23 protein-coding genes are annotated in these 20651 nt (G+C 63.8%); 14 read left to right on the plus strand and 9 right to left on the minus strand.

All coding sequences use genetic code 11. The annotated features are described in order from the left end of the window. Nucleotides 1-95: 95 nt before the first annotated feature. The 5 genes from G7044_RS01020 to folK form a co-directional block, all read right to left on the minus strand. Nucleotides 96-1658, minus strand: coding sequence for a 2-isopropylmalate synthase (locus tag G7044_RS01020; RefSeq protein WP_166324652.1), 1563 nt, complete (start codon nucleotides 1656-1658; stop codon nucleotides 96-98). 214 nt (nucleotides 1659-1872) lie between these two features. Then, a complete protein-coding gene (locus G7044_RS01025) occupies nucleotides 1873-2538 on the minus strand; it encodes a DUF2062 domain-containing protein (RefSeq protein WP_166324655.1) in 666 nt (221 codons plus the stop codon). A 52-nt stretch (nucleotides 2539-2590) separates the two neighbouring features. Further along, nucleotides 2591-4717 (minus strand): RelA/SpoT family protein, encoded by a 2127-nt coding sequence (locus tag G7044_RS01030; RefSeq protein ID WP_166324658.1) that lies wholly within the window; start codon nucleotides 4715-4717, stop codon nucleotides 2591-2593. Between the two features lie 19 nt (nucleotides 4718-4736). After that, nucleotides 4737-5093 carry a DNA-directed RNA polymerase subunit omega gene (gene rpoZ, locus G7044_RS01035; protein ID WP_166324661.1) on the minus strand — a complete coding sequence of 119 codons (357 nt, stop codon included), beginning with the start codon at nucleotides 5091-5093 and terminating at the stop codon, nucleotides 4737-4739. Between the two features lie 3 nt (nucleotides 5094-5096). Continuing rightward, nucleotides 5097-5732, minus strand: a complete 636-nt coding sequence (gene folK, locus G7044_RS01040) for a 2-amino-4-hydroxy-6-hydroxymethyldihydropteridine diphosphokinase (protein ID WP_166324664.1) — start codon at nucleotides 5730-5732, stop codon at nucleotides 5097-5099. A gap of 76 nt (nucleotides 5733-5808) precedes the next feature. Between folK and G7044_RS01045 the strand changes: the two genes are divergently transcribed. Continuing rightward, complete coding sequence (locus G7044_RS01045) at nucleotides 5809-6384, plus strand: LabA-like NYN domain-containing protein (RefSeq protein ID WP_166324667.1); 576 nt, start codon at nucleotides 5809-5811, stop codon at nucleotides 6382-6384. A 68-nt stretch (nucleotides 6385-6452) separates the two neighbouring features. On the opposite strand, the gene G7044_RS01050 is transcribed toward G7044_RS01045, so the two are convergent. Beyond that, a complete protein-coding gene (locus tag G7044_RS01050; protein ID WP_166324670.1) occupies nucleotides 6453-7637 on the minus strand; it encodes a PQQ-dependent sugar dehydrogenase in 1185 nt (394 codons plus the stop codon). Nucleotides 7638-7732: 95 nt separating this feature from the next. Here G7044_RS01050 and ispH point away from each other — a divergent pair, with 95 nt between their 5' ends. From ispH to rnhA, 5 genes are all read left to right on the plus strand, one after another. Next, entirely contained in the window at nucleotides 7733-8689 is a 957-nt protein-coding gene (gene ispH / locus G7044_RS01055; RefSeq protein ID WP_166324673.1) for a 4-hydroxy-3-methylbut-2-enyl diphosphate reductase, read from the plus strand. A gap of 96 nt (nucleotides 8690-8785) precedes the next feature. Further along, complete coding sequence (locus G7044_RS01060) at nucleotides 8786-9391, plus strand: glutathione S-transferase family protein (protein ID WP_166324676.1); 606 nt, start codon at nucleotides 8786-8788, stop codon at nucleotides 9389-9391. Next, on the plus strand, nucleotides 9388-9993 hold the full coding sequence (locus G7044_RS01065; RefSeq protein WP_166324679.1) for a LysE family translocator: 606 nt from the start codon (nucleotides 9388-9390) through the stop codon (nucleotides 9991-9993). Before G7044_RS01060 ends, G7044_RS01065 begins: the two co-directional genes overlap by 4 nt. After that, complete coding sequence (locus tag G7044_RS01070; protein ID WP_166324682.1) at nucleotides 9990-10418, plus strand: hypothetical protein; 429 nt, start codon at nucleotides 9990-9992, stop codon at nucleotides 10416-10418. The genes G7044_RS01065 and G7044_RS01070 overlap by 4 nt, the downstream gene beginning before the upstream one ends. Nucleotides 10419-10428: 10 nt before the next feature. Then, complete coding sequence (gene rnhA / locus G7044_RS01075; RefSeq protein WP_166324684.1) at nucleotides 10429-10881, plus strand: ribonuclease HI; 453 nt, start codon at nucleotides 10429-10431, stop codon at nucleotides 10879-10881. On the opposite strand, the gene G7044_RS01080 is transcribed toward rnhA, so the two are convergent. Beyond that, the gene (locus G7044_RS01080) at nucleotides 10869-11408 is read right to left on the minus strand and encodes a YceD family protein (protein ID WP_166324687.1); all 540 of its coding nucleotides are present in this window, start codon (nucleotides 11406-11408) and stop codon (nucleotides 10869-10871) included. The two genes, rnhA and G7044_RS01080, sit on opposite strands and share 13 nt — an antisense overlap. A gap of 120 nt (nucleotides 11409-11528) precedes the next feature. On the opposite strand from G7044_RS01080, the gene G7044_RS01085 reads away from it, so the two are divergent. From G7044_RS01085 to G7044_RS01100, 4 genes are all read left to right on the plus strand, one after another. Next, entirely contained in the window at nucleotides 11529-11969 is a 441-nt protein-coding gene (locus G7044_RS01085) for an outer membrane protein assembly factor BamE (protein WP_166324690.1), read from the plus strand. Between the two features lie 63 nt (nucleotides 11970-12032). Then, nucleotides 12033-13169 carry an AI-2E family transporter gene (locus G7044_RS01090; RefSeq protein WP_166324693.1) on the plus strand — a complete coding sequence of 379 codons (1137 nt, stop codon included), beginning with the start codon at nucleotides 12033-12035 and terminating at the stop codon, nucleotides 13167-13169. A gap of 129 nt (nucleotides 13170-13298) precedes the next feature. Beyond that, on the plus strand, nucleotides 13299-14051 hold the full coding sequence (locus G7044_RS01095; RefSeq protein ID WP_166324696.1) for a GNAT family N-acetyltransferase: 753 nt from the start codon (nucleotides 13299-13301) through the stop codon (nucleotides 14049-14051). Nucleotides 14052-14110: 59 nt separating this feature from the next. Continuing rightward, a complete protein-coding gene (locus tag G7044_RS01100) occupies nucleotides 14111-14692 on the plus strand; it encodes a hypothetical protein (RefSeq protein ID WP_166324699.1) in 582 nt (193 codons plus the stop codon). Here the strand turns inward: G7044_RS01100 and G7044_RS01105 are convergent. Together G7044_RS01105 and G7044_RS01110 are read right to left on the minus strand one after the other, a co-directional pair. After that, nucleotides 14648-15394 (minus strand): MipA/OmpV family protein, encoded by a 747-nt coding sequence (locus G7044_RS01105; RefSeq protein WP_166324702.1) that lies wholly within the window; start codon nucleotides 15392-15394, stop codon nucleotides 14648-14650. The two genes, G7044_RS01100 and G7044_RS01105, sit on opposite strands and share 45 nt — an antisense overlap. 157 nt (nucleotides 15395-15551) lie before the next feature. Beyond that, the gene (locus tag G7044_RS01110) at nucleotides 15552-17399 is read right to left on the minus strand and encodes an ABC-F family ATP-binding cassette domain-containing protein (protein WP_166324705.1); all 1848 of its coding nucleotides are present in this window, start codon (nucleotides 17397-17399) and stop codon (nucleotides 15552-15554) included. 209 nt (nucleotides 17400-17608) lie between these two features. Between G7044_RS01110 and ndk the strand changes: the two genes are divergently transcribed. From ndk to fabG, 4 genes are all read left to right on the plus strand, one after another. Further along, a complete protein-coding gene (gene ndk, locus G7044_RS01115) occupies nucleotides 17609-18031 on the plus strand; it encodes a nucleoside-diphosphate kinase (RefSeq protein WP_166324708.1) in 423 nt (140 codons plus the stop codon). Between the two features lie 112 nt (nucleotides 18032-18143). After that, on the plus strand, nucleotides 18144-19073 hold the full coding sequence (gene fabD / locus G7044_RS01120) for an ACP S-malonyltransferase (RefSeq protein ID WP_166324711.1): 930 nt from the start codon (nucleotides 18144-18146) through the stop codon (nucleotides 19071-19073). Continuing rightward, the gene (locus G7044_RS01125; protein WP_166324714.1) at nucleotides 19073-19783 is read left to right on the plus strand and encodes an aspartate/glutamate racemase family protein; all 711 of its coding nucleotides are present in this window, start codon (nucleotides 19073-19075) and stop codon (nucleotides 19781-19783) included. The genes fabD and G7044_RS01125 overlap by 1 nt, the downstream gene beginning before the upstream one ends. Further along, entirely contained in the window at nucleotides 19776-20513 is a 738-nt protein-coding gene (gene fabG, locus G7044_RS01130) for a 3-oxoacyl-[acyl-carrier-protein] reductase (RefSeq protein ID WP_166324717.1), read from the plus strand. Before G7044_RS01125 ends, fabG begins: the two co-directional genes overlap by 8 nt. The last annotated feature ends 138 nt before the right edge of the window (nucleotides 20514-20651 follow it).

The raw sequence follows: 20651 nt of genomic DNA on the forward strand, positions 1-20651 counted from the left end.
TGCTTCAATAGGCGGATCCGGGCTTTGCCGAATTGAAAGGGGCGGCCCGACAGGACCGCCCCGCTGCTGTGCACTGATATCTTTGGCCTTGGCGCCTAGTGCGAATACATGCTGACCTGCTTGGCATCCGCATCCGGCCCGACCTGGCCGCGGCGGACCCGCAGCCGGTTCAGCGCGCCGACATAGGCCTTGACGCTGGCCAGGATCGTGTCGGTATCGCTGGCCTGACCAGTGGCGATGCGGCCTTCTTCCTCCATCCGAACGGACACTGTGGCCTGGGCGTCGGTGCCCTCGGTCACGGCATGCACCTGATACAGTTGCAGTACGGCATTATGCGGATAGATCTCGCGCACGGCGTTGAAGACGGCGTCCACCGGCCCGTCGCCCGTGGTCGAGGCGGTCATTTCCTGACCGTCGACGATCAGCGTCAGATCGGCTGACTGGCCGTCGCTGCCGCAGACCACGCGCAGGTGCTTGACCTGAAGATAGTCGTCCTCGGTATTGGCGGCGCTGTCGGCCATGAGCGCGACGATGTCATCGTCATAGACCTCTTTCTTGCGGTCGGCCAAAGCCTTGAAGCGGACGAACAGGTCCTTCAGCTGGTTGTCGCCCACCTCATAACCCAGATCGGTCAGTTTGGACCGCAGCGCGGCGCGGCCCGAATGCTTGCCCAGGACGATGTTGTTTTCGTTCAGGCCGATGTCGGCGGGGCGCATGATCTCGAAGGTTTCGACATTCTTCAGCACGCCGTCCTGATGAATGCCGCTTTCGTGCAGGAAGGCGTTCTTGCCGACGATGGCCTTGTTGAACTGCACCGCAAAGCCTGAAACCTGCGCCACCCGGCGAGAGATGCCCATGATCTTGGTGGTGTCGATATTGGTGTTGAAGGGCATGATGTCATGGCGCACGCGCATGGCCATCACGACCTCTTCCAGCGCGGTGTTGCCGGCGCGTTCGCCCAGCCCGTTGATGGTGCATTCGATCTGACGCGCGCCTGCTTCGACCGCAGCCAGGCTGTTGGCCGTCGCCATGCCAAGGTCGTTATGGCAATGGGTGGCGAAGATGACCTCGTCCGCGCCGGGGACGCGTTCCAGCAGCATGCGGATCAGATCGGCCGATTCGCGCGGCGCGGTATAGCCGACGGTATCGGGAATATTGATCGTCGTGGCACCGGCCTTGATGGCGATTTCCACCACCCGGCACAGGTAATCATGTTCGGTCCGCGTCGCGTCCATGGGCGACCATTGCACATTATCACACAGGTTGCGGGCATGGGTGACCGTCTGATGGATCCGGTCGGCCATCTGATCCATGTCCAGATTGGGGATTGCCCGGTGCAGCGGCGAGGTGCCGATGAAGGTGTGGATACGCGGGCGTTTGGCGTGGCGGATCGCTTCCCAGCAGCGGTCGATATCGGGCAGCTGCGCGCGGGCGAGGCCGCAGATCACGCTGTTCTTCGCGTTCTTCGCGATCTCGCTGACGGCGTTGAAATCACCTTCCGAGGCGATCGGGAAACCGGCCTCGATGATGTCCACGCCCATCTCGTCCAGCATGGATGCGATTTCCAGCTTCTCGGCATGGGACATGGTGGCGCCGGGCGATTGTTCGCCGTCGCGCAGGGTGGTGTCGAAAATAAAGACGCGGTTCTTGTCAGTCATGGTCGTGCTTCTTTTTGCTGATTTTGTCAGGGGCCGGGCGCGTGACCTGACTGAGCGGCGGCCCGGCTGGACCCGCTCAGCGCAGCGTAAGAAGCAGCAGACCGCGGAGGCTCACGACCGAACGCGCGCCGATCTGCGCGTTGCGAGAGGTGGAAATGTGGCGTGTCCGGGTCATGGTCGTGACTATACAAACGGTCACGACGATGAAAAGCCCCTAATTCGCGTCCCTGGGCGGATCGGATGGGGTCGGCGGCTGCGCGGCCAGCCCGCCGCTGCGGATCTTTTCGATCCGCTGGGCCAGCTTGCGGGCGCGGCGGCGGTGATAAGCGCGGATCACCGGCACGGTCATGTAATGGGCAATGATGCCGGCCACCGTCCCCAGGATGATGCCGCCGACCAGATAGGGCAGGAAGATGTCGTGAAAGAACGAGCCCAGCCGGTCCCAATGCGCGACCTCTGGGCCGAAGGCGGCGCCGAGATTGTGCCAGATCTGCGCCGTCGCATCGGCGAAATCGTTGAAAATCAACTTTGGCGACAGCTTGCCATGTGTGCCCAGGATCTCGCGCCCCAGCCAGGTCGAGGCATAGGCGATGAAGGGGAAGGTGATCGGATTGCCAACGAAGGTCGCCAGCAGCGCCGCCAGGATGTTGCCGCCCAGCACCCAGGCGATGCCGGCAGCGGCGAGGAAATGGAAGCCGTGCAGCGGGGTGAAGGAAATGAATGTCCCGGCCGCCACGCCGCGCCCGATCTTATGCGGCTGGTCGGGCAGCCGCCGGACCCGATACAGCACATATTGCGCCGCCCGCAGCCAGCCGCCGCGCGGATAGACCATCTCGGTGGCGATCTGCGAATAGCTGCGAGGTTTGCGGCGCTTGAACATCGGAACGGCTGGTCGGGTTCAGGACTGGTTACGGTTTGTCGTCAACGCGGGGTCAGGGGGCAAGTTCCGGCCGCAGCAGACGGGTGACCTGCGCGACATCGGATTCCGCCTCCAGCGCGGTCAGCAGCGCGTGCAACTGGTCGACGCCATGCAGTTCGACCTCGATCAGGAGGCGATAGAAATCAGGCTTGCGGTCGGCAAATGCCAGATCCGAAATATTCGCCCCCTGGCTGCCGATCAGCGTGCAGATGCGTCCCAGCACACCCGCGTCATGGCGTATGGTGGCCGAGATCGTGACCGCGTAGGCGGCCGGGTGGCGGCCCTCGCGCCAATGCAGGTCGACCCAGCGTTTCAGGTCTTCCTCGCTGTCCAGCTGCGCCAGCGCGGGGCAGTCGATGGAATGGATGATGATACCGCGCCCGCGATAGGTGATGCCCACGATACGCTCGCCGGGCAGGGGCTGACAGCAGTCGGCGCGGCCAAGCGTCTGATCCGCCTCCAGCCCTGATACGGGGCGGGAGGGGTCAACGGTTTCCTTGTGGTTTTCCAGTTCCGGGTAAAGCGTTGTCAGCACGTCCTGCGCCGACATCTCGGCGCAGCCGATCCGCGCCAGCAATTCATCGGCATCCGGCAGGGCCAGCTTGGACGCCGCCGTGCGCAGGGCCTTGTCGGTGACCCGCCGGCCGTGATGTTCAAAGCTGATCCGCACCAGCTCTGCCCCCAGCCGGATTAGCCGGGCGCGGTCTTCTTCGCGCAGGCTGCGCCGGATCGCGGACTTGGCGCGGCCGGTCTGGACGATTTCCAGCCAGGCGGCCTGCGGGCGCTGACCGGCGGCGGTGATGATTTCCACCAATTGCCCGTTCTTCAGCCGCGTCCACAGCGGCACCCGGATACCGTCAACCTTGGCGCCGACGGTGCTGTTGCCGATGCGGGTGTGGATCGCATAGGCGAAGTCGATCGGCGTCGCCCCCTTGGGCAGCTGGATCACGTCGCCCTTGGGCGTGAAGATGAAGACCTGATCGGAATACATCTCCAGCTTGACGTGTTCCAGAAACTCGTCGTGATCCTCGCCCCCCAGCCGTTCGTTCAGCTGGGCGATCCACTCGGCCGGATCGACAGCGAAGGGGTTGGTTGAACGCACGCCGTCGCGGTAGGACCAGTGGGCCGCCACGCCGGCCTCGGCCACCTCGTGCATCTGGCGGGTGCGGATCTGCACCTCGACCCGCTTGCCGTCGCGGCCCGTCACCGTGGTGTGGATCGAGCGGTAGCCGTTCGCCTTGGGCTGGCTGATGTAATCCTTGAACCGTCCCGGCACGGCGCGCCAGCGGCGGTGGATCAGGCCAAGCGCGCGGTAACATTCGCTTTCAGTGCCAACGATCACCCGGAAGCCGTAAATGTCCGACAGCCGAGAGAAGGTCAGCTGCTTTTCCTGCATCTTGCGCCAGACGCTGAACGGGCGCTTGGCGCGGCCGTAGACATTGGCCTCGATCCCCTCGCGGTCCAGCTCGGCCCGGATATCGGCGGTAATCTGGGCGATCACGTCGCCCGATTCCTTTTGCAGGGTCAGGAAGCGCCGGATGATAGAGTTGCGGGCCTCGGCATTGATGACCTTGAAGGCCAGGTCCTCCAGCTCCTCGCGCATCCATTGCATCCCCATGCGACCCGCAAGGGGCGCATAGATATCCATGGTTTCGCGGGCCTTCTTGACCTGCTTTTCGGGCCTCATCGCCCGGATCGTGCGCATATTATGCAGCCGGTCGGCCAGCTTGACCAGGATGACGCGAAGATCGCGCGTCATCGCCATGAAAAGCTTGCGGAAATTCTCGGCCTGTTTGGAATGTGCGCCGGACAGTTCCAGATTGGTCAGCTTGGTGACGCCATCGACCAGATCGGCGATCTCGCGGCTGAATTTGCCGGCGACGTCGGACCAGCTTGCGCGGGTGTCTTCGATCGTGTCGTGCAGCAGGGCGGTGACAATGGTCGCATCGTCCAGCCGCATTTCGGTCAGGATCGCGGCCACTGCGACGGGATGGGTAAAATAGGGCTCGCCCGAATGACGGAACTGCCCTTCATGCATCTGCTGACCATAGGCAAACGCCTCGCGGATCAGCTTTTCATCGGTGCGCGGGTTGTAATTGCGGATCAGCGCAAGAAGGTCTTCGACGTCGAATTTTTCCAATCGAAGACCCCGTTATCCCTCAGCCGCGTTCGTTTGCTTCCAGCATCATCCGCAGCATCCGCTCTTCCGATTCTTCGTCGGCGGGCTTGGGACGGTCGACTTCGGCACCCAGAAGCAGCGCCATGGCGTCTTCTTCCGGCTCGTCGACCTCGATCTGGGTCTGGCTGGATTCGATCATCCGTTCGCGCAGATCGTCGACCTGCTGCGTTTCGTCAGCAATTTCGCGCAGCGCGACGACGGGGTTCTTGTCGTTGTCGCGGTCGACGCTCAGCGGGCTGCCGGTGGCGATCTCGCGGGCGCGATGCGCTGCGAGCATTACCAGGTCGAAGCGGTTAGGAACTTTATCAACGCAATCTTCGACGGTCACGCGAGCCATGAATCACCCTTCGGTTCGAATCAGATCAGAGGCGGAACCGGTTATCTGTCCACTTGCCGGCTGTTTGTCAAGCCGAACCTTGACCGAATTGCGATCCGCTGCGGGCAGTGCCGCCAGCATTTTGGCCACGCTCAGGCCCAGCCGCGGGTGGCGCCAGCCCGGCGCAATATCGGCCAGCGGCACCAGCACGAAAGCGCGGTCCTGAAGCCGCGGGTGGGGCAGGATCAGCTGGTCGGGCGCCTCGACACGTTGGCGTTCGGCGGGCAGGGCGCGCCACGCGTCCTGCGTTGTCGCGTCAGGTGTGACCAGGTCTTCCACGGCCAGCAGGTCCAGGTCGATCCCCCGCGCCGCCCATCTTTCGCCATTGCGGGTCCGGCCCAGATCGGCCTCGATCCGGTGCAGGAGGGCCAGCAGGTCGGGGGCAGGCAGGCGGCTGTTCAACAGGGCGCAGGCATTGACATAATCGGGCCCGCTGCCGGCCGGAAATGCCGGGGTAGCGTAGAAGCGCGATACTGCCTGCAAAGACAGTTCGGGGGCGCGGATAAGCCTCGCCAATGCATGGCGCAGCGTTTCTTCGGGTGAACCTGCCGAAGAAGACAAGTTTGACCCAAGGGCAATGAGGGCTAGTTTGGCTGTCATTCTGGTTTCGGTATTCGTTTCCAGCGGTTGCAATTGGCATTTGATGCGTCGGAGGGGGCGTGTCGAGGGAGATTACGTGTTTTACAAGGACGATCGTTTGGCGTTGTTCATAGACGGCGCAAACCTGTACGCGGCAGCAAAATCGCTTGGCTTCGACATCGACTACAAGCTGCTGCGCCAGGAATTTGAGCGGCGCGGCAAGCTGCTTCGAGCTTACTACTATACGGCATTGCTGGAAAACGAAGAATACTCGCCGATCCGTCCACTGGTCGACTGGTTGCAATATAACGGCTTTGCGCTGGTGACCAAACCGGCCAAGGAATACACCGATGCCATGGGCCGGCGGAAGATCAAGGGCAATATGGATATCGAACTGGCGGTGGATGCGATGGAACTGGCCCCGCGGCTGGACCATGCGGTGCTGTTTTCCGGTGATGGTGATTTCCGGCCGCTGGTCGAGGGTTTGCAGCGTCAGGGGGTGCGGGTTTCGGTCGTCTCGACGACGCGCAGTCAGCCGCCGATGATCGCCGACGAATTGCGCCGGCAGGCCGATAATTTCATCGAACTTGATGCCCTGCGCGAAATCATCGGCCGGCCTCCGCGCGAATTGACGGTCCCGCCGCGCGCACCCCAGACGCCCGTCGAGACCTGAGCCCCGACAGGCCGTTACTTATCCGTCAGGCGGGGCCGGGAATGCCGGTCCCCACTTGACGGGGCTGTTCAGCTGGCGGGGGACAGGCGGTAAAGGCCGCCCTCATCTTCGTCCGTCACCACCCAGATCGTCCCGTCCGAGGCCACCTGCACGTCGCGGATGCGGCCGATTTCAGGATCAAGGCGTTCTTCGCCGACGACGCGCTCACCGTCCAGCTTCAGCCGGACCAGCGATGGCGGGCTCATCGCGCCGATCAGCAGATCACCCTGCCAGTCGGCGAACAGCTCTCCGTCATAGAAAACCGCACCGGATGGCGCGATGACCGGGTCCCAGTAATAGGCTGGCTGTTCCATTCCGTCCTGTGCGGTGATGCCTTCGTTCACCGGCGATCCGTCATAGTTCACGCCGTAGGAAATCACCGGCCAGCCGTAATTCTTGCCGGCCTCGGGGTGGTTCAGTTCGTCCCCGCCCTGGGGGCCGTGTTCGATGGTCCACAGCTTGCCGTTCGGGTCCAGCGTCGCGGCCTGCACGTTGCGCAACCCGCTGGCATAGATCTCGGGCTGGACGCCCTCCTGTCCAACGAAGGGGTTGTCTTCGGGAACCTCGCCAGTCTGGCTAATGCGGACCAGCTTGCCCAGATGATGCGACATGTCCTGTGCGGTGTCGCGTATCGGCACGTCCGAGCGTTCGCCAAGGGTCACGAACAGGGTGCCGTCGGCGTTGGGCACGATGCGGCTGCCGAAATGCTTGTCGCCGTCATAGGTCGGCTGCTGCTGGAAGATTACCTGCACATCGCCAAGCGACGCCCCATCCTCGGCCAGCGTGGCGCGGGCGACCGCCGTGCCATTGCCGCCTTCGCGCGGCTCGGCATAGCTGAGGAAGATCGTGCGCGACTGTTCGAAGTCGGGTGCAAGGGCCACATCCAGCAGCCCGCCCTGACCGTCGGCGGAAACCTCGGGGACGCCAGTGACTTCGGTCACGGCACCCTCCTTGTACAGTTTCAGCCGGCCCGGACGTTCGGTAATCAGGACCGAGCCGTCGGGCAGCAGTTCCACCGCCCAGGGGTGTTCCAGCCCTTCGACGACAGGCTCAACCTTCAGTGTCACGCCGCTGTCCATCGCCTCGGCGCGGGTCTGTTCAGGGAATGCGGGCTGATATTCGGTATTGGGATCGTCCTGCGGCCAAGGTGCGGCGCTGGCGGTGGCGGCTGTGGCGATCAAGGCCGCGGTGGTGGTGCTGAGAAGGCGTTTCATCTGGCATCTCCATTTCCGGGTTCTGCTGTCACAACGCCGCGCGCGGGTTTCGGGTCCACTGGATTTTCCTGCCCGGCCGGGTTACGCCCTTCGGCATGGAACACGCCAAGCCCCCGCTCATGCTTTATCTGGCCGCGCCGCGCGGCTTTTGTGCCGGTGTCGACCGGGCCATCAAGATCGTCGAGATGGCGCTTCAGAAATGGGGCGCCCCCGTCTATGTCCGTCACGAAATCGTGCACAACAAGTTCGTCGTCGACGGGCTGCGTGACAAGGGTGCGGTCTTTGTCGAAGAGCTGGACGATGTTCCCGACGACCGGCCGGTGATTTTTTCGGCCCATGGTGTGCCCAAGGCCGTCCCGGCCGAGGCCCGCCGCCGTGAGATGGTCTTTGTCGATGCGACCTGTCCGCTGGTGTCGAAGGTTCATGTCGAGGCCGAGCGTCACCATGCCGAGGGCCTGCAAATGGTGATGATCGGCCATGCCGGCCATACCGAGGTTCTGGGCACCATGGGCCAATTGCCCGAGGGCGAGGTGCTGCTGGTCGAAACCGTCGATGACGTGGCCGATGTTGTTCCCCGTGATCCGGCGCGGCTGGCCTTCATCACCCAGACCACGCTGTCGGTCGATGACACCGCGGCCATCGTCGCTGCCCTTCAGGCGCGGTTCCCGGCGATTGTCGGGCCGGCCAAGGAAGATATCTGTTACGCCACCACCAATCGGCAGGCGGCGGTCAAGGCGGTGGCGCCGAAGATCGATGCGCTGCTGGTGATCGGGGCGCCCAATTCGTCAAACTCGCGTCGTCTGGTCGAGGTTGGGAAAGCCGCCGGCTGCGCCTATAGCCAGCTGGTCATGCGCGCCGATGAGATCGACTGGCGTGCCATGGAAGGGATCACCGCCGTCGGCGTCACCGCGGGCGCCAGTGCCCCCGAGGTGTTGATCAACGAGGTCATCGACGCCTTCCGCGCCCGTTTCGACGTCACCGTCGACATCGTTGAGACGGCGCAGGAAAATGTCGAATTCAAGGTGCCTCGCGTCTTGCGCGAACCGGCCTGATCGGGCTTCATCGCCGCAAGCCGGGGGCGCTTCGCCCCCCGGCGCCCCCCGAGGATATTTGTGCCAGCGTGAAAGCGCCGGTTTGAGGACTGTGCGATGAAACTTTATTCTATGCCCTCGTCGGGCAATTCCTACAAGGTGCGGTTGCTGCTGGCGCTTCTGGGGCGTACGGCCGAGATCGTCGATGTCGAGGATAGCTCGCCCGCGATTGCGAAAGCCAAGGCAGAGGGGCACCTGCCTTTCGGCAAGGCGCCGGTGCTGGAACTGGATGATGGGCAGTTGCTGCCCGAATCGAATGCGATCCTGTGCTGGCTGGGCGAGGGGACGGAATTCGTCCCCGCCGATCCTTTTGAGCGCGCGCGGATGCTGTCGTGGATGTTCTGGGAGCAGAACCAGCATGAAGGCACCGTTGCCGTGCGTGGTGCGCTGCAGTTCTATCCGCCGCGCCGCCACCTTGCCACGCCCGAACGCATGGCCGACCTGCTGGAGCGTGGCCACGCCCATCTGCAGGTCATGGAGGATCGGCTGGCCGGGCATGACTGGCTGTCGGGCGAGGGCATGACGCTCGCCGATATCTGCCTTTATGGCTATACCCATACGGCGGGCGAACGTGGCGGCTTTGACATGAGCCGATTCCCCGGCATCAATCGCTGGATCCAGCGCATTTCGGCGCTGCCCGGATATGTGGGATTGGATGGATGAGCTGGGATTACCTGCTGACCGCCTTCGTCGTCTGCCTCGCGCCGGGGATCGGCGTTGTCTATACGCTGTCGAGCACGCTTGGCGGGGGCTTCAAGGCGGGCTTCTGGGCCTCGGTTGGCTGCACGATCGCGACGGTGATTCATATGGTCGTGGCGATGGTGGGGCTGGCGGCGGTACTGCATGCCAGCGCCGTGCTGTTCCAGGTCATCAAATTCGCCGGTGTCGCCTATCTGCTGTGGATGGCATGGGCGGTGTTGAAGGATCATGGTGGGCTGTCGGTGCGCCCGGCAGAGCCCGCCGCGCCTGCGCAATTGGTGCGGCGCGGCATCCTGCTGAACATCCTGAACCCGAAACTGCCTTTGTTCTTCATGGCTTTCATCCCGCAATTCATGCCGGCAGGTGCAGGCACAGCGATGCTGATCCAGCTTGGCGCGGGCTTTACCGCCATGACCTTTGGGGTGTTCATGGGCTACGTCATCCTTGCCGCGACAGGCCGTCAGCGCCTGCTGGCCAGCGAGGCGGCGATGAACTGGATGCGCCGCGCCTTTGCCGCGAGCTTTGCGCTTCTGGGCCTGAAACTGGCGACTGAACGGGCCGCATGAAGGCTGTGGCCCCAGACCGCCGCCCGCCACCAGCCGCCTGGGGGCTGATGGTCCTGCCCCTGCTGCCGTTGGGGTTTGCGACATTGGCGCAGCGCTATGGCTGGTTTGACGGTGTGCCCTATCTGGCCGGGCTGTGGTCGATGGTGCTGGTCGGCATCTGTGCCGGATTGATTACAGCGCCTGCGGTCCTGCGCAACCGCTGGCTTGCCGCCTATGCGGCGATCTGCGTGCCGATCCTGTCCTTGATGACGCTTTGGGTCGGCATTCTAAACACCGCCGAGGCAGTATCGCTGGGCCTTCTGCTGATCCTCGGGTTGGACCTTTGGGCCGCGCGTGCAGGCCTGATGCCCGACTGGTGGCCACGCTTGAAATTGGGCTTCACCGTCCTTGCGGTTGCGCTTTTGATCGCCCGCCGCTTCGGTTAAGACCCGCGGGATGAGCGAATTACATGCATGGACTGACGGGGCCTGTTCCGGCAATCCCGGCCCCGGTGGCTGGGGCGTGCTGATGCGCGCCATGAAGGGCGCCGAAATCGTCAAGGAACGTGAACTGTCGGGCGGCGAACCCGATACCACCAATAACCGGATGGAGCTGATGGCAGCCATCAGCGCACTGGAAACGCTGACGCGGCCATCCGCCATCACCATCACCACCGATTCGGCCTATGTGAAGAACGGCGTCACCAGCTGGATCCATGGCTGGAAGCGCAACGGCTGGAAAACCGCCGACCGCAAACCGGTGAAGAATGTCGATCTGTGGCAGCGGCTGGACGCGGCGCAGGCGCGCCACAAGGTCAGCTGGGCATGGATCAAGGGCCATGCCGGCCACCCGGAAAATGAACGCGCGGACGAACTCGCCCGCGCGGGCATGGCACCCTACAAGTCCTGATTCGGCTTTTTTGCCTTCATCAGATCGGCAAGGCCCGCAAAGGGGCGGCGCGGCTCGTCCTCGGCGCCGTCATCCTGGACGTCCTGAGGCAGCTCGGCCCCCGGTGCGCGCGGGTGGGGGGGCAGCGCCAGCGCCAACGCCTCCAGCGCGATGTCGCCCAGCCGGATCCACTGGCCCAACGGCTCGACCGTTTCATCGCCCATCTCCACCTCCTCTTCTTCGGGGGTGGCGACATGGGGCGAGAACAGCAGTGACACCTCTTCGGTCAGCTTGGTTTTGACCGGCGCCAGCGTAATGGCGCAGGCCTGAACGACCGTGGCGCTCAGCTGACCGGTCAGCGCCCAGGCATCCGAGCCAGAGGCGCGAATCGCGCCTTCGAAACGGAATTGTGGCAGGTCCAGCAGATCCAGCTCGTCGGCGATGGCGCTCCGGGCGGTTGCGTCGGGCGTCAGATCGAACGGATTGGGGCGGCTGGGCGAGAGATGGGACACCCGCAGCCGTTCCGGCAGGGGATTTGATACGTTCATTAAGGCTTTCCAAATGGATCCGGACACTTGGCCGTGATGTTCTTGAGCGGCCCGCCTGAGTTTGCTAAGCCACATGGGCGGCGTCAACCGGGGCCGTGCATCAGGCGGGAATATCTACGTATGACTTCTATCCGCAGCACTGTTCTTGCGCTGACGCTGGTAATCTCCGGTTGCGTGCCAGTCTATCGCCACCATGGCTATGTTCCCCCGCCAGAGGATCTGTCCCTGGTGGTGGTCGGCCAGACCACCGAGGCAGAGCTGGATACCCTTGTCGGGCGGCCTTCCTCGCAGGGTTTGCTGGCCGGATCGGGCTGGTACTATGTCGGTTCGCGCTGGCGGACTTACGGCCCGACCAAGCCGCAAGAGGTCTCGCGCGAGGTCGTCGCGATCTCGTTTGCTGAAAACGGAACTGTGTCGAATGTCGAACGCTTCGGTCTGGAACAGGGCCGAATCGTGGTGCTGTCGCGGCGGGTGACCGATTCGGGGGTGACATCGATCAGCGCGATTCGCCAGATCCTCGGGAATCTCGGCAACTTCAACGCGGCCAGCGTCATCGACTGACCGGGCCGGTACGGGAAAGCGCGGCGCGCAGATCGCGGGCCGCCACCAGCCAGGAAGCAGCGTATGTCGCATCTGTCCGAACGGCCCGATCCTGACCCTTCCGACGTTGCGCATGACCACAAGCTGAAGGTGTCACGCGGTCCCGTTCCGCTTCCAACCATCCTGACCGTATTCGCCATTGCCATCGGGCTGGTGCTGGTCTGGAAGCTGTCTTTCGTGCTGCTGATGGGCTTCGCCGGGGTATTGGTCGCGATCGCGCTGCGGATGTCGGCGAATTACCTGTCGCGCTGGTTGCCGATCACGCCGACGGTCGGGGTGTTTCTGGTCATCGCGCTGATCTTCATCGCCCTATTGGGGTTGATCATGAGCGCCGGCCCCCAGATCGCCCAGCAGATGCGCCAGCTGATCGAGGCCCTTCCAGAGGCCTGGCGTCAGGTCATGGCCTGGCTCGGCAACTCGACATTGGGCAATCTGGTGATCGACCAGGTTTCAGAAAGCGCCCGTGCCGGACAGGCTGGCGAGGCGATGCGGCCATCGGCAAGCATGTTCACCGGCCTTCTGGGTTTTCTGAGCGGGACCGTGAACGCCGCCACCGGCAGTATCGCCAACATCATCCTGATTGTGACGGTCGCGATCTTTCTGGCGATCAATCCCGGGCCATATGTCCAGGGGGCGCTGCAACTGGTGCCGATCAGCAAGCGCGCCCGCGCGGCCGACATCCTCAAGGAGCTTGGCGACAAGCTGTGGAGCTGGCTGGCCGGGCAATCGGTGGACATGCTGGTGGTCGCGGTCATGTCGGGATTCGGGTTGTGGATGCTGGGGATTCCGCTGGCGCTGGTATTGGGAATCATCGCCGGGCTGACCAACGCCATTCCCTATATCGGCCCCTTTCTTGGCGGCGCGCCGGCGGTGCTGTTCGCGCTGACGCAGGGGCCTCGCGATGCGTTCTATGTGCTGATCCTGTTCATCTTCATCCAGCAGCTGGAGGGCAATGTCATCATGCCGCTGATCCAGCGCCGCGCTGCCGGGTTGCCGCCGGTCATGACAATCTTTGGGGTGATCGCCTTTGGCGTGCTCTTCGGGCTGGCGGGCCTGCTGGTCGCAGCGCCGCTGATGGTGGTGGCCATGGTGCTGGTGCAACGCCTGTATATCGAGGGCGTGCTGGGCGACCATCTGCCCCCGCATCGCCCCCTGGGTTAAGCGGTGCCCTTGTTGCCTGAGGTGCCCGTGCGGCGATTGCCCAATTCTCCTGTTGCGCCATCGTTACAAGATCGGATTATTCAGATTGTAGCGGCAGATATGCGGCACAGGTGAGGATAGGGGCAGGCGATGATGCTCAACAGGGGCCATCTTCAGGCCCGCGAGGCGGTGGAAACGGCCGATCTGCAGGCCGCGCAGCGGTTGCGTTGGCTTGCTTTCATGGGCAAGCGCGGGGCCACGGACGACGGCAGCGCCATTGATGCGGACGGCTATGATGCTGATTGCCGCCATGTCCTGATAGAGGACCGCCGCAGTGGGCAGTTGCTGGGCACCTTCCGCTTCCTGCATCTGCAAAGCGGGGCAGAGATCGGGCGCTCGTATTCCGCCCGCTATTATGATCTTGACCGGCTTGGCGGGTTTCCCGGCCCCATGGTCGAGATGGGGCGCTTCTGCATCCACCCAGAGCATTCCGATCCCGATATCCTGCGCCTCGCCTGGGGGGCGATGACGCGCTATGTCGACGATCACGGTATCCAGCTGCTGTTCGGCTGTTCGTCTTTCGTTGGCACTGACGCGCAGGGCTATGCCGATGCCTTCGCCATGCTGCGCGAACGCCACCTGGCCCCGCGTCGCTGGCTGCCGCGCGTCAAGGCGCCAAACGTGTTCCGCTTTGCCCGCGCACTTGCCCGGTTCAAGCCCGATCCCCGCCGCGCGCAGGCGGGACTGCCGCCCTTGCTGCGCAGCTATCTGATCATGGGTGGCTGGGTCAGCGATCACGCGGTGGTGGACGAACAGATGAACACCCTGCATGTCTTCACCGGTCTGGAAATCGCCGCCATTCCGCAGGCGCGGCAAAGACTGCTGCGGGGCGTGGCCGGGTGATGACAAGAACCAGATAGCGGTTCAGTTTTACGCTCAACGCATTTTAGAAAGCTATTCGAATGAATAATGAATATCCTAAACGCCAAGTGGCGTTGTTTTTCGGTATGCTGCTGGTCGGCTGGGTTGTAGGGTTGGCTGCTCTCCTGGCTGACTTTCTGTTTTCCCGTCCCGATGTTCCCAGAGCTATTGCTTTATCCGGCTTCATCGATCCCCTCGTGCCAATGGCTTGGCTGTTCATTACCTGGGTGCTTCTGCTCGGTATGGAGGTCCTTGGTATCTTCCGATCATGGCTTGAAAGTATGCGCAGGAATGTTGCCGAGGCATTCATATCAGTCTGGGGCTGGCTCTGCGGGTTTGCGTGTACAGTCTTCCCCTTGAGCGTATACTTGGGGCAGACTGACGCCCGTGAAGCCGTAGTCGTCGGCGTCACGCTGATCGGGATGTCGATCACCATAATTGCGATTGATGGGGCGCTTGACAAAATATCGCGCACGAAACGCGATGCCAGAGCGATCCGATGGATCGCGCTCGCGTTTGGTGTCTTGCTGATTATCTTGTACCCGATCTTCGCGCCGATGAATGGCGCAGGGGCGGAATCAGAATGCGAAGTTCAGGGTGCGCACAATGCCCAGTCGGACTGAGGGCTGGTTGCGGTCGCGCACGATCGGGCTGTCGGCTGCATCGCCGATGATACGTGAGAACTTCACCTCGCCCTTGATCGCCGTGTTCGGGGTCAGCGCATAGCGGCCTTCGAGGCTGATCGAGGCGGTGTTGAAGCCGCCATCTGCCGAATAGGCATCGTAATCGGTGCGGGCTGCTTCACTGTCGGAGACGCCATAGTAGGTCTCGTTGAATTCGCCATTGCCATAGCCGGCTTCGACGCCGGCCCAGAAGGTCATCCGGTCAGTGGTTTCAAAGCGATAGGTTGCGCCCAGTTCGCCAGCTATGCCTTCATGGCCGCCAAAGCCCTTGCGGATGGTCGCATAGCCGGTAGTCTGGCCCATGTTATAGGTCGCTTTCAGGCCGACCTCATAGGCGCGGTCGATATCGTTCAAACCGTCCAGACGGTCGTCGTCATCTTCATCGCGCGGGCCGATCATGTTGACATTGGGCGAGATCTTGAAGCCGGTATCCTCGCCCGCACCAACACCGCGCAGGCGCAGGTCGCGCATGATCAGCCAGGGGCTTGCTTCGTGCTCGTCCGAGCCGGAATAGGTCGGCTTATAGGCCGCGCCCAGCCCGATATCGACCGACACCTTGTTCGGGCCCGTGCCGATCGTGTCCTGAGCAGCTGCCGGTGCAGCGATGGAAAGGGCAAGGATCAGCGGCAACGCGAATTTCATTGGTAGTTCCTGTATTGCGGGGATCGGAGCAGGCGATCCGGGATTGTGATATGCGTTTGCCCCCGAAGCCTTTGGAGATCAAGCGTAACAGATAACTCTGCCATAGTCTCGTGCCGGGCGTGACCTAAGCGCAACGCAAAGCCGCCGCCGCCGTCGATTAACCCCGCTCGGCGCGCTCCAACCGCTCCAACGCTTTGATCCAAATGGATTCTGCCCGCGTCATCGCCTCGGTCGCCTCGGCATGCTTGCGGCCCCATTTTTCGACCTCTGCCGGGTCATCATAGACCTTGGGATCGGCCATCTTGACGCCCAGCTTGTCCAGCATCTCGGTCAGCTTGGTGATGCGGTCCTCGGCCCTGCGGGCCTCGGCGCGCAGTTCAAGGATCTCGTCACGGCTGGCGCGCTTCTGGGCGGGCTTCGCAGGCGCACGCATCGGCTTGTCCTCGGACGAGGACAGCAGCATTGCCCGGTAATCGTCCAGATCGCCCTGCCATGGGGCCACGCCGCCCTGATCGACCAGCCACAGCCTTTCGGCCACCAGCGACAGCAGGTGCATGTCGTGGCTGACCAGCACCACGGCGCCGGTATAGTCGTTCAGCGCCTCGGTCAGGGCCTCGCGGCTTTCGATGTCCAGGTGGTTGGTCGGTTCGTCCAGCACCAGCAGATGCGGCGCGTCGATGGTGGCGATCAGCAAGGACAGACGCGCCTTCTGGCCGCCCGAAAGCTGGCCGACTTTGGTGGTGGCCTGCGCCTCCATCAACCCGAAACCCGCCAGACGCGCGCGCAGCTTTGCCGGCGCCTCGGACGGACGCAGGCGGCGAATATGGTCCAGAGGCGTCTCGTCCAGTTCCAGCTCATCAACCTGATGCTGGGCGAAGTAGCCCACGCGCAGCTTGCTGGAACGGGTGATCCGCCCGGCCATGGTGGCCAGCCGTTCCGCCAGCAGCTTCGACAGCGTCGATTTGCCCTGTCCGTTGCGGCCCAGCAGCGCGATGCGGTCATCTTGGTCGATGCGCAGGTTCAGATGGCGCAGCACCGCGCGGTCGCCGTAACCGACGGAGACATCCTCCATCGCGATGATGGGCGGCGACAGCTGTTCGGGCGCGGGGAAGGTGAAGCGGTGGAACTTGGCCTCTTCCGGCGCGGTGATCGGTTCCATCTTGGCCAGCATCTTGATGCGGGCCTGCGCCTGCACGGCCTTCGATGCCTTGGCGCGGAAACGGTCGACGAAGCTTTGCAGATGGGCGCGCCGGGCTTCCTGCTTCTTCGCCTCTGACGCTTGCAGCGCACGTTTTTCCGCGCGGGTGCGGGCGAATGTGTCATAGCCGCCGGTGTAAAGGACCAGCTTGCGGTCTTCGAGATGCAGGATATGGCCCACGGCCCGGTTCAGAAGGTCGCGGTCATGGCTGATGACGATGACCGTATGCGGATAGCGCGCCAGATAGCTTTCCAGCCACAGCGCCCCTTCAAGGTCCAGATAGTTGGTCGGTTCGTCCAGCAGCAGCAGATCAGGCTGCGCGAACAGCACCCCCGCCAGCGCCACCCGCATCCGCCAGCCGCCGGAATAGTCGCTGGTCGGCCGGGCCTGATCCTCGGTTGAAAAGCCAAGACCGCGCAGGATGGTGGCGGCGCGGGCCTCGGCCGACCAGGCGTCGATATCGGCCAGCCGCGTCTGGATTTCGGCGATGCGGTGGGGATCGGTCGCGGTTTCCGATTCTGCCAGCAGGGCGGCGCGTTCTGTATCGGCGTCCAGCACCGTGTCCAGAACGCTGCGCGCCGTGCCCGGCGCTTCCTGCGCCACGCCGCCGATCTTGGCGCGAGAGGGCAGGCTGATATCGCCGCCATCCAGCGCCAGTTCGCCGCGCAGCAGCTTGAACAGCGTCGTCTTGCCGGTGCCGTTCGGCCCGACCAGGCCGACCTTGTGGCCTGACGGGATCGCCGCCGAGGCATGTTCGAACAGCGGGCGGCCCGCGATGGAATAGGAGATGTCATCAATACGCAGCATGTCCGCTGCCATGCCGCAGCGGCGGGTATGCGTCAATGGCTGGCGCACCGATTGCAGCCGCCGATTGCACGCAGGCGGTAGATTGGTGACACTGTTTTCCGCAGTCAGGCGGTCACCGTCACGGCTTTTCAACATCAGGCCCGCATGCTATGCGCCGCGCACAAATTCCGCGCAGGCACCGCCTTGCGCCCATTCTGATGGAGTATCCCATGGCTACCGAACGCACCCTGTCGATCGTCAAACCCGACGCCACCAAGCGCAACCTGACCGGCAAGATCGTCGCCAAGTTCGAAGATGCCGGCCTGCGCGTCGTCGCCTCGAAGCGCATCCACCTGTCGCCCGCGCAAGCCGGTGCCTTCTACGCCGAGCATGCCGAGCGTCCCTTCTATGGCGAGCTGGTCGAATACATGGCGTCCGAGCCGGTCGTCGTGCAGGTTCTGGAAGGCGAAGGCGCAATTCTGAAAAACCGCGAAGTTATGGGCGCGACCGACCCGGCCGAAGCTGCCGAAGGCACGATCCGCAAGGATTTCGCGCTGTCCAAGGGCGAGAACTCGGTCCACGGTTCGGACAGCCCGGAATCGGCTGCGCGCGAGATCGCCTTCTTCTTCTCGGGCCTCGAACTGGTCGGCTGATCCTTTCAGTCACGGCATTGACGGGGGCGCGGGCCGATGGGTCCGCGCCCCTTTCTGTTGCCGCCGGGGAACGGTCGGGTTAGGACGAGGGAAAGCAAAAGAGGTCAAGATCATGCGCGCATTCGTTTTTCCCGGCCAGGGCGCCCAGGCCATCGGCATGGGCCGCGAGCTGGCCGACGCCTATCCCGCTGCAATGGATGTTTTTCGCGAGGTGGATGAGGCGCTTGGGGAAGATCTCTCGAAACTGATCTGGGACGGCGACATCGAGGAGCTGACCCTGACCCGCAACGCCCAGCCGGCGCTGATGGCGACCTCGATGGCGGCCTTCCGCGCGCTGGAGGCCGAGGGGTTCGGCATCGGTGATGCCGATTACGTCGCCGGGCATTCGCTGGGGGAATATTCGGCGCTTTGTGCCGCCGGCGCGCTGAGCCTGACCGACACCGCCCGCCTGCTGCGCCTGCGCGGGCAGGCGATGCAGGATGCGGTGCCGGTGGGTGTGGGCGCGATGGCGGCGATCCTGGGCCTCGATTTCGCCAGCGTCGATGAAATCGCGCGGGAGGCGGCGGGTGACGAGGTCTGTCAGGCCGCCAATGACAACGACCCGGCGCAGGTGGTGATCTCGGGCCACAAGGACGCGGTGGAACGCGCGGCCGCACTGGCCAAGGAACGCGGGGCCAAGCGGGCGCTGATGCTGCCGGTCTCCGCCCCGTTCCATTCGGTGCTGATGCAGCCTGCTGCCGCCGCCATGGCCGATGCGCTGGCGGCGGTCGAAATCCAGGCCCCCGCCGTGCCCGTCATCGCCAATGTCCGCGCCGAGCCGGTGCTGGAACCCGGCGCCGTCCGCATCCTGCTGGTCGAACAGGTCACGGGTTCTGTGCGCTGGCGCGAATCGATTGAATTTCTGAGTGGCGCGGGCGTGACCGAATTTTGGGAAATCGGCGCCGGAAAGGCGCTTTCGGGCATGATCAAGCGCATCAGCAAGGAGGCCACGACCCGCAACATCGGGACGCCTGCCGATATCGCGGCGCTGAAAGGCGCCTGATGCGGCCGATCGGCATCCTTGGTGGTATCTCATGGGTCTCGACGGCGCATTATTATGCGACGCTGAACCGGATGGCGGCGGCCCGCATGGGCGGGCTGCATTCGGCGCGGATACTGCTGCATTCGGTCGATTTCGCGCCGATTGCGCAGATGCAGAAGGATGGCGACTGGCAGGGCGCTGGCGACGTGCTGGCCGAGGCCGCCCGCGGGCTGGAAGCCGCAGGCGCTGGCCTTCTGCTGATCGCCGCGAATACCATGCATCTGGTGGCCGATCAGGTCGCCGCCGCGACCGACCTGCCGCTGATCCATATCGCTGACGCGACCGCAGATGCCATCAGTGCCGCGGGGCTGAAGCGCCCCGGCCTGATTGCCACCGCCTATACGATGGAGCGCCGCTTTTACCGCGACCGGCTGGAGGCGGCGGGCCTGACCCCGGTGCTGCCCGATCCCGATGCCCGCACCGGCATCCACCGCATCATCTTCGACGAACTGGTCCGCGACCAGGTGAGCGAGGACAGCCGCCGATACTATGAAGGCGTCGCCGCCGATCTGGTGGCGCAGGGCGCCGATTGCGTCATCCTCGGCTGTACCGAAGTCGGGCTTCTGCTGGGGAGCCACAATGTCCCCGCGCCAGTCTTCGACACGGTCGAAATTCACTGCCGGGCGGCGCTGGAAGCCGCCTATTTCGAGACAGGAGAGACATATGTTTGATCTGACAGGGAAACGTGCGCTTGTGACCGGTGCCTCTGGCGGCATTGGCGGCGGCGTGGCCGAGGCCCTGCATGCAGCCGGCGCCACCGTCGCGCTGTCGGGCACGCGCGAGGCGCCGCTGGCCGAACTGGCCGCGAAGCTGGGCGACCGCGCCCATGTGGTGACCGCCAATCTGAGCGATGCCGAAGCGGTCGAGGCGCTGCCCAAGGCGGCGGCTGAGGCAATGGGTGGCATCGACATTCTGGTCAACAATGCCGGCATCACCCGCGACAACCTGTTCATGCGCATGTCGGATGAGGAATGGGCGCAGGTGATCGAAGTCAACCTGACCTCATCCTTCCGGCTGATGCGCGGCGTGCTGCGCGGAATGATGAAGGCGCGCTGGGGCCGTATCGTGAATATCACCAGCGTCGTGGGCACCACCGGCAATCCGGGGCAGGGCAATTACGCCGCCGCCAAGGCCGGTCTGGTGGGCATGTCGAAATCGCTGGCCTACGAGGTCGCAAGCCGCGGAATCACCGTGAACTGCGTCGCGCCCGGCTTTATCGCCACGGCGATGACCGACAAGCTGAACGACGACCAGAAGGGCAAGATCCTGACGCAGATCCCCGCCGGCGCCATGGGCAGCGCGCAGGATATCGCGGCCGCGGTTCTGTATCTGTCCAGCCCCGAGGCGGGCTATGTCACTGGCGCAACCCTGCATGTCAACGGCGGCATGGCGATGGTCTGACGCTGACCTTTGGCAGTCTCTCCGCCGCGGTTTAGACGTGGCAAAGGCCGTTAAAGCGGTTGCAAGGGCGGGGTTGGCTGCTATATCCCGTTTTGAGGCCAAGGGGGAAACCCCGGCATCGCGGCATGGCCGCACATC

It is taken from the genome of Paracoccus xiamenensis, assembly GCF_011308835.1.
Classification (GTDB): Bacteria; Pseudomonadota; Alphaproteobacteria; order Rhodobacterales; family Rhodobacteraceae; genus Paracoccus; species Paracoccus xiamenensis.

Bases quoted from the DNA above. Each gene is read 5' to 3' on its own strand.
- G7044_RS01020 (WP_166324652.1), bottom strand. From the start codon at position 1,658: ATGACTGACAAGAACCGCGTCTTTATTTTCGACACCACCCTGCGCGAC.
- G7044_RS01025 (WP_166324655.1), bottom strand. From the start codon at position 2,538: ATGTTCAAGCGCCGCAAACCTCGCAGCTATTCGCAGATCGCCACCGAG.
- rpoZ (WP_166324661.1), bottom strand. From the start codon at position 5,093: ATGGCTCGCGTGACCGTCGAAGATTGCGTTGATAAAGTTCCTAACCGC.
- folK (WP_166324664.1), bottom strand. From the start codon at position 5,732: ATGACAGCCAAACTAGCCCTCATTGCCCTTGGGTCAAACTTGTCTTCT.
- G7044_RS01050 (WP_166324670.1), bottom strand. From the start codon at position 7,637: ATGAAACGCCTTCTCAGCACCACCACCGCGGCCTTGATCGCCACAGCC.
- ispH (WP_166324673.1), top strand. From the start codon at position 7,733: ATGGAACACGCCAAGCCCCCGCTCATGCTTTATCTGGCCGCGCCGCGC.
- G7044_RS01060 (WP_166324676.1), top strand. From the start codon at position 8,786: ATGAAACTTTATTCTATGCCCTCGTCGGGCAATTCCTACAAGGTGCGG.
- G7044_RS01065 (WP_166324679.1), top strand. From the start codon at position 9,388: ATGAGCTGGGATTACCTGCTGACCGCCTTCGTCGTCTGCCTCGCGCCG.
- G7044_RS01070 (WP_166324682.1), top strand. From the start codon at position 9,990: ATGAAGGCTGTGGCCCCAGACCGCCGCCCGCCACCAGCCGCCTGGGGG.
- rnhA (WP_166324684.1), top strand. From the start codon at position 10,429: ATGAGCGAATTACATGCATGGACTGACGGGGCCTGTTCCGGCAATCCC.
- G7044_RS01080 (WP_166324687.1), bottom strand. From the start codon at position 11,408: ATGAACGTATCAAATCCCCTGCCGGAACGGCTGCGGGTGTCCCATCTC.
- G7044_RS01085 (WP_166324690.1), top strand. From the start codon at position 11,529: ATGACTTCTATCCGCAGCACTGTTCTTGCGCTGACGCTGGTAATCTCC.
- G7044_RS01090 (WP_166324693.1), top strand. From the start codon at position 12,033: ATGTCGCATCTGTCCGAACGGCCCGATCCTGACCCTTCCGACGTTGCG.
- G7044_RS01095 (WP_166324696.1), top strand. From the start codon at position 13,299: ATGATGCTCAACAGGGGCCATCTTCAGGCCCGCGAGGCGGTGGAAACG.
- G7044_RS01100 (WP_166324699.1), top strand. From the start codon at position 14,111: ATGAATAATGAATATCCTAAACGCCAAGTGGCGTTGTTTTTCGGTATG.
- G7044_RS01105 (WP_166324702.1), bottom strand. From the start codon at position 15,394: ATGAAATTCGCGTTGCCGCTGATCCTTGCCCTTTCCATCGCTGCACCG.
- G7044_RS01110 (WP_166324705.1), bottom strand. From the start codon at position 17,399: ATGCTGCGTATTGATGACATCTCCTATTCCATCGCGGGCCGCCCGCTG.
- ndk (WP_166324708.1), top strand. From the start codon at position 17,609: ATGGCTACCGAACGCACCCTGTCGATCGTCAAACCCGACGCCACCAAG.
- fabD (WP_166324711.1), top strand. From the start codon at position 18,144: ATGCGCGCATTCGTTTTTCCCGGCCAGGGCGCCCAGGCCATCGGCATG.
- G7044_RS01125 (WP_166324714.1), top strand. From the start codon at position 19,073: ATGCGGCCGATCGGCATCCTTGGTGGTATCTCATGGGTCTCGACGGCG.
- fabG (WP_166324717.1), top strand. From the start codon at position 19,776: ATGTTTGATCTGACAGGGAAACGTGCGCTTGTGACCGGTGCCTCTGGC.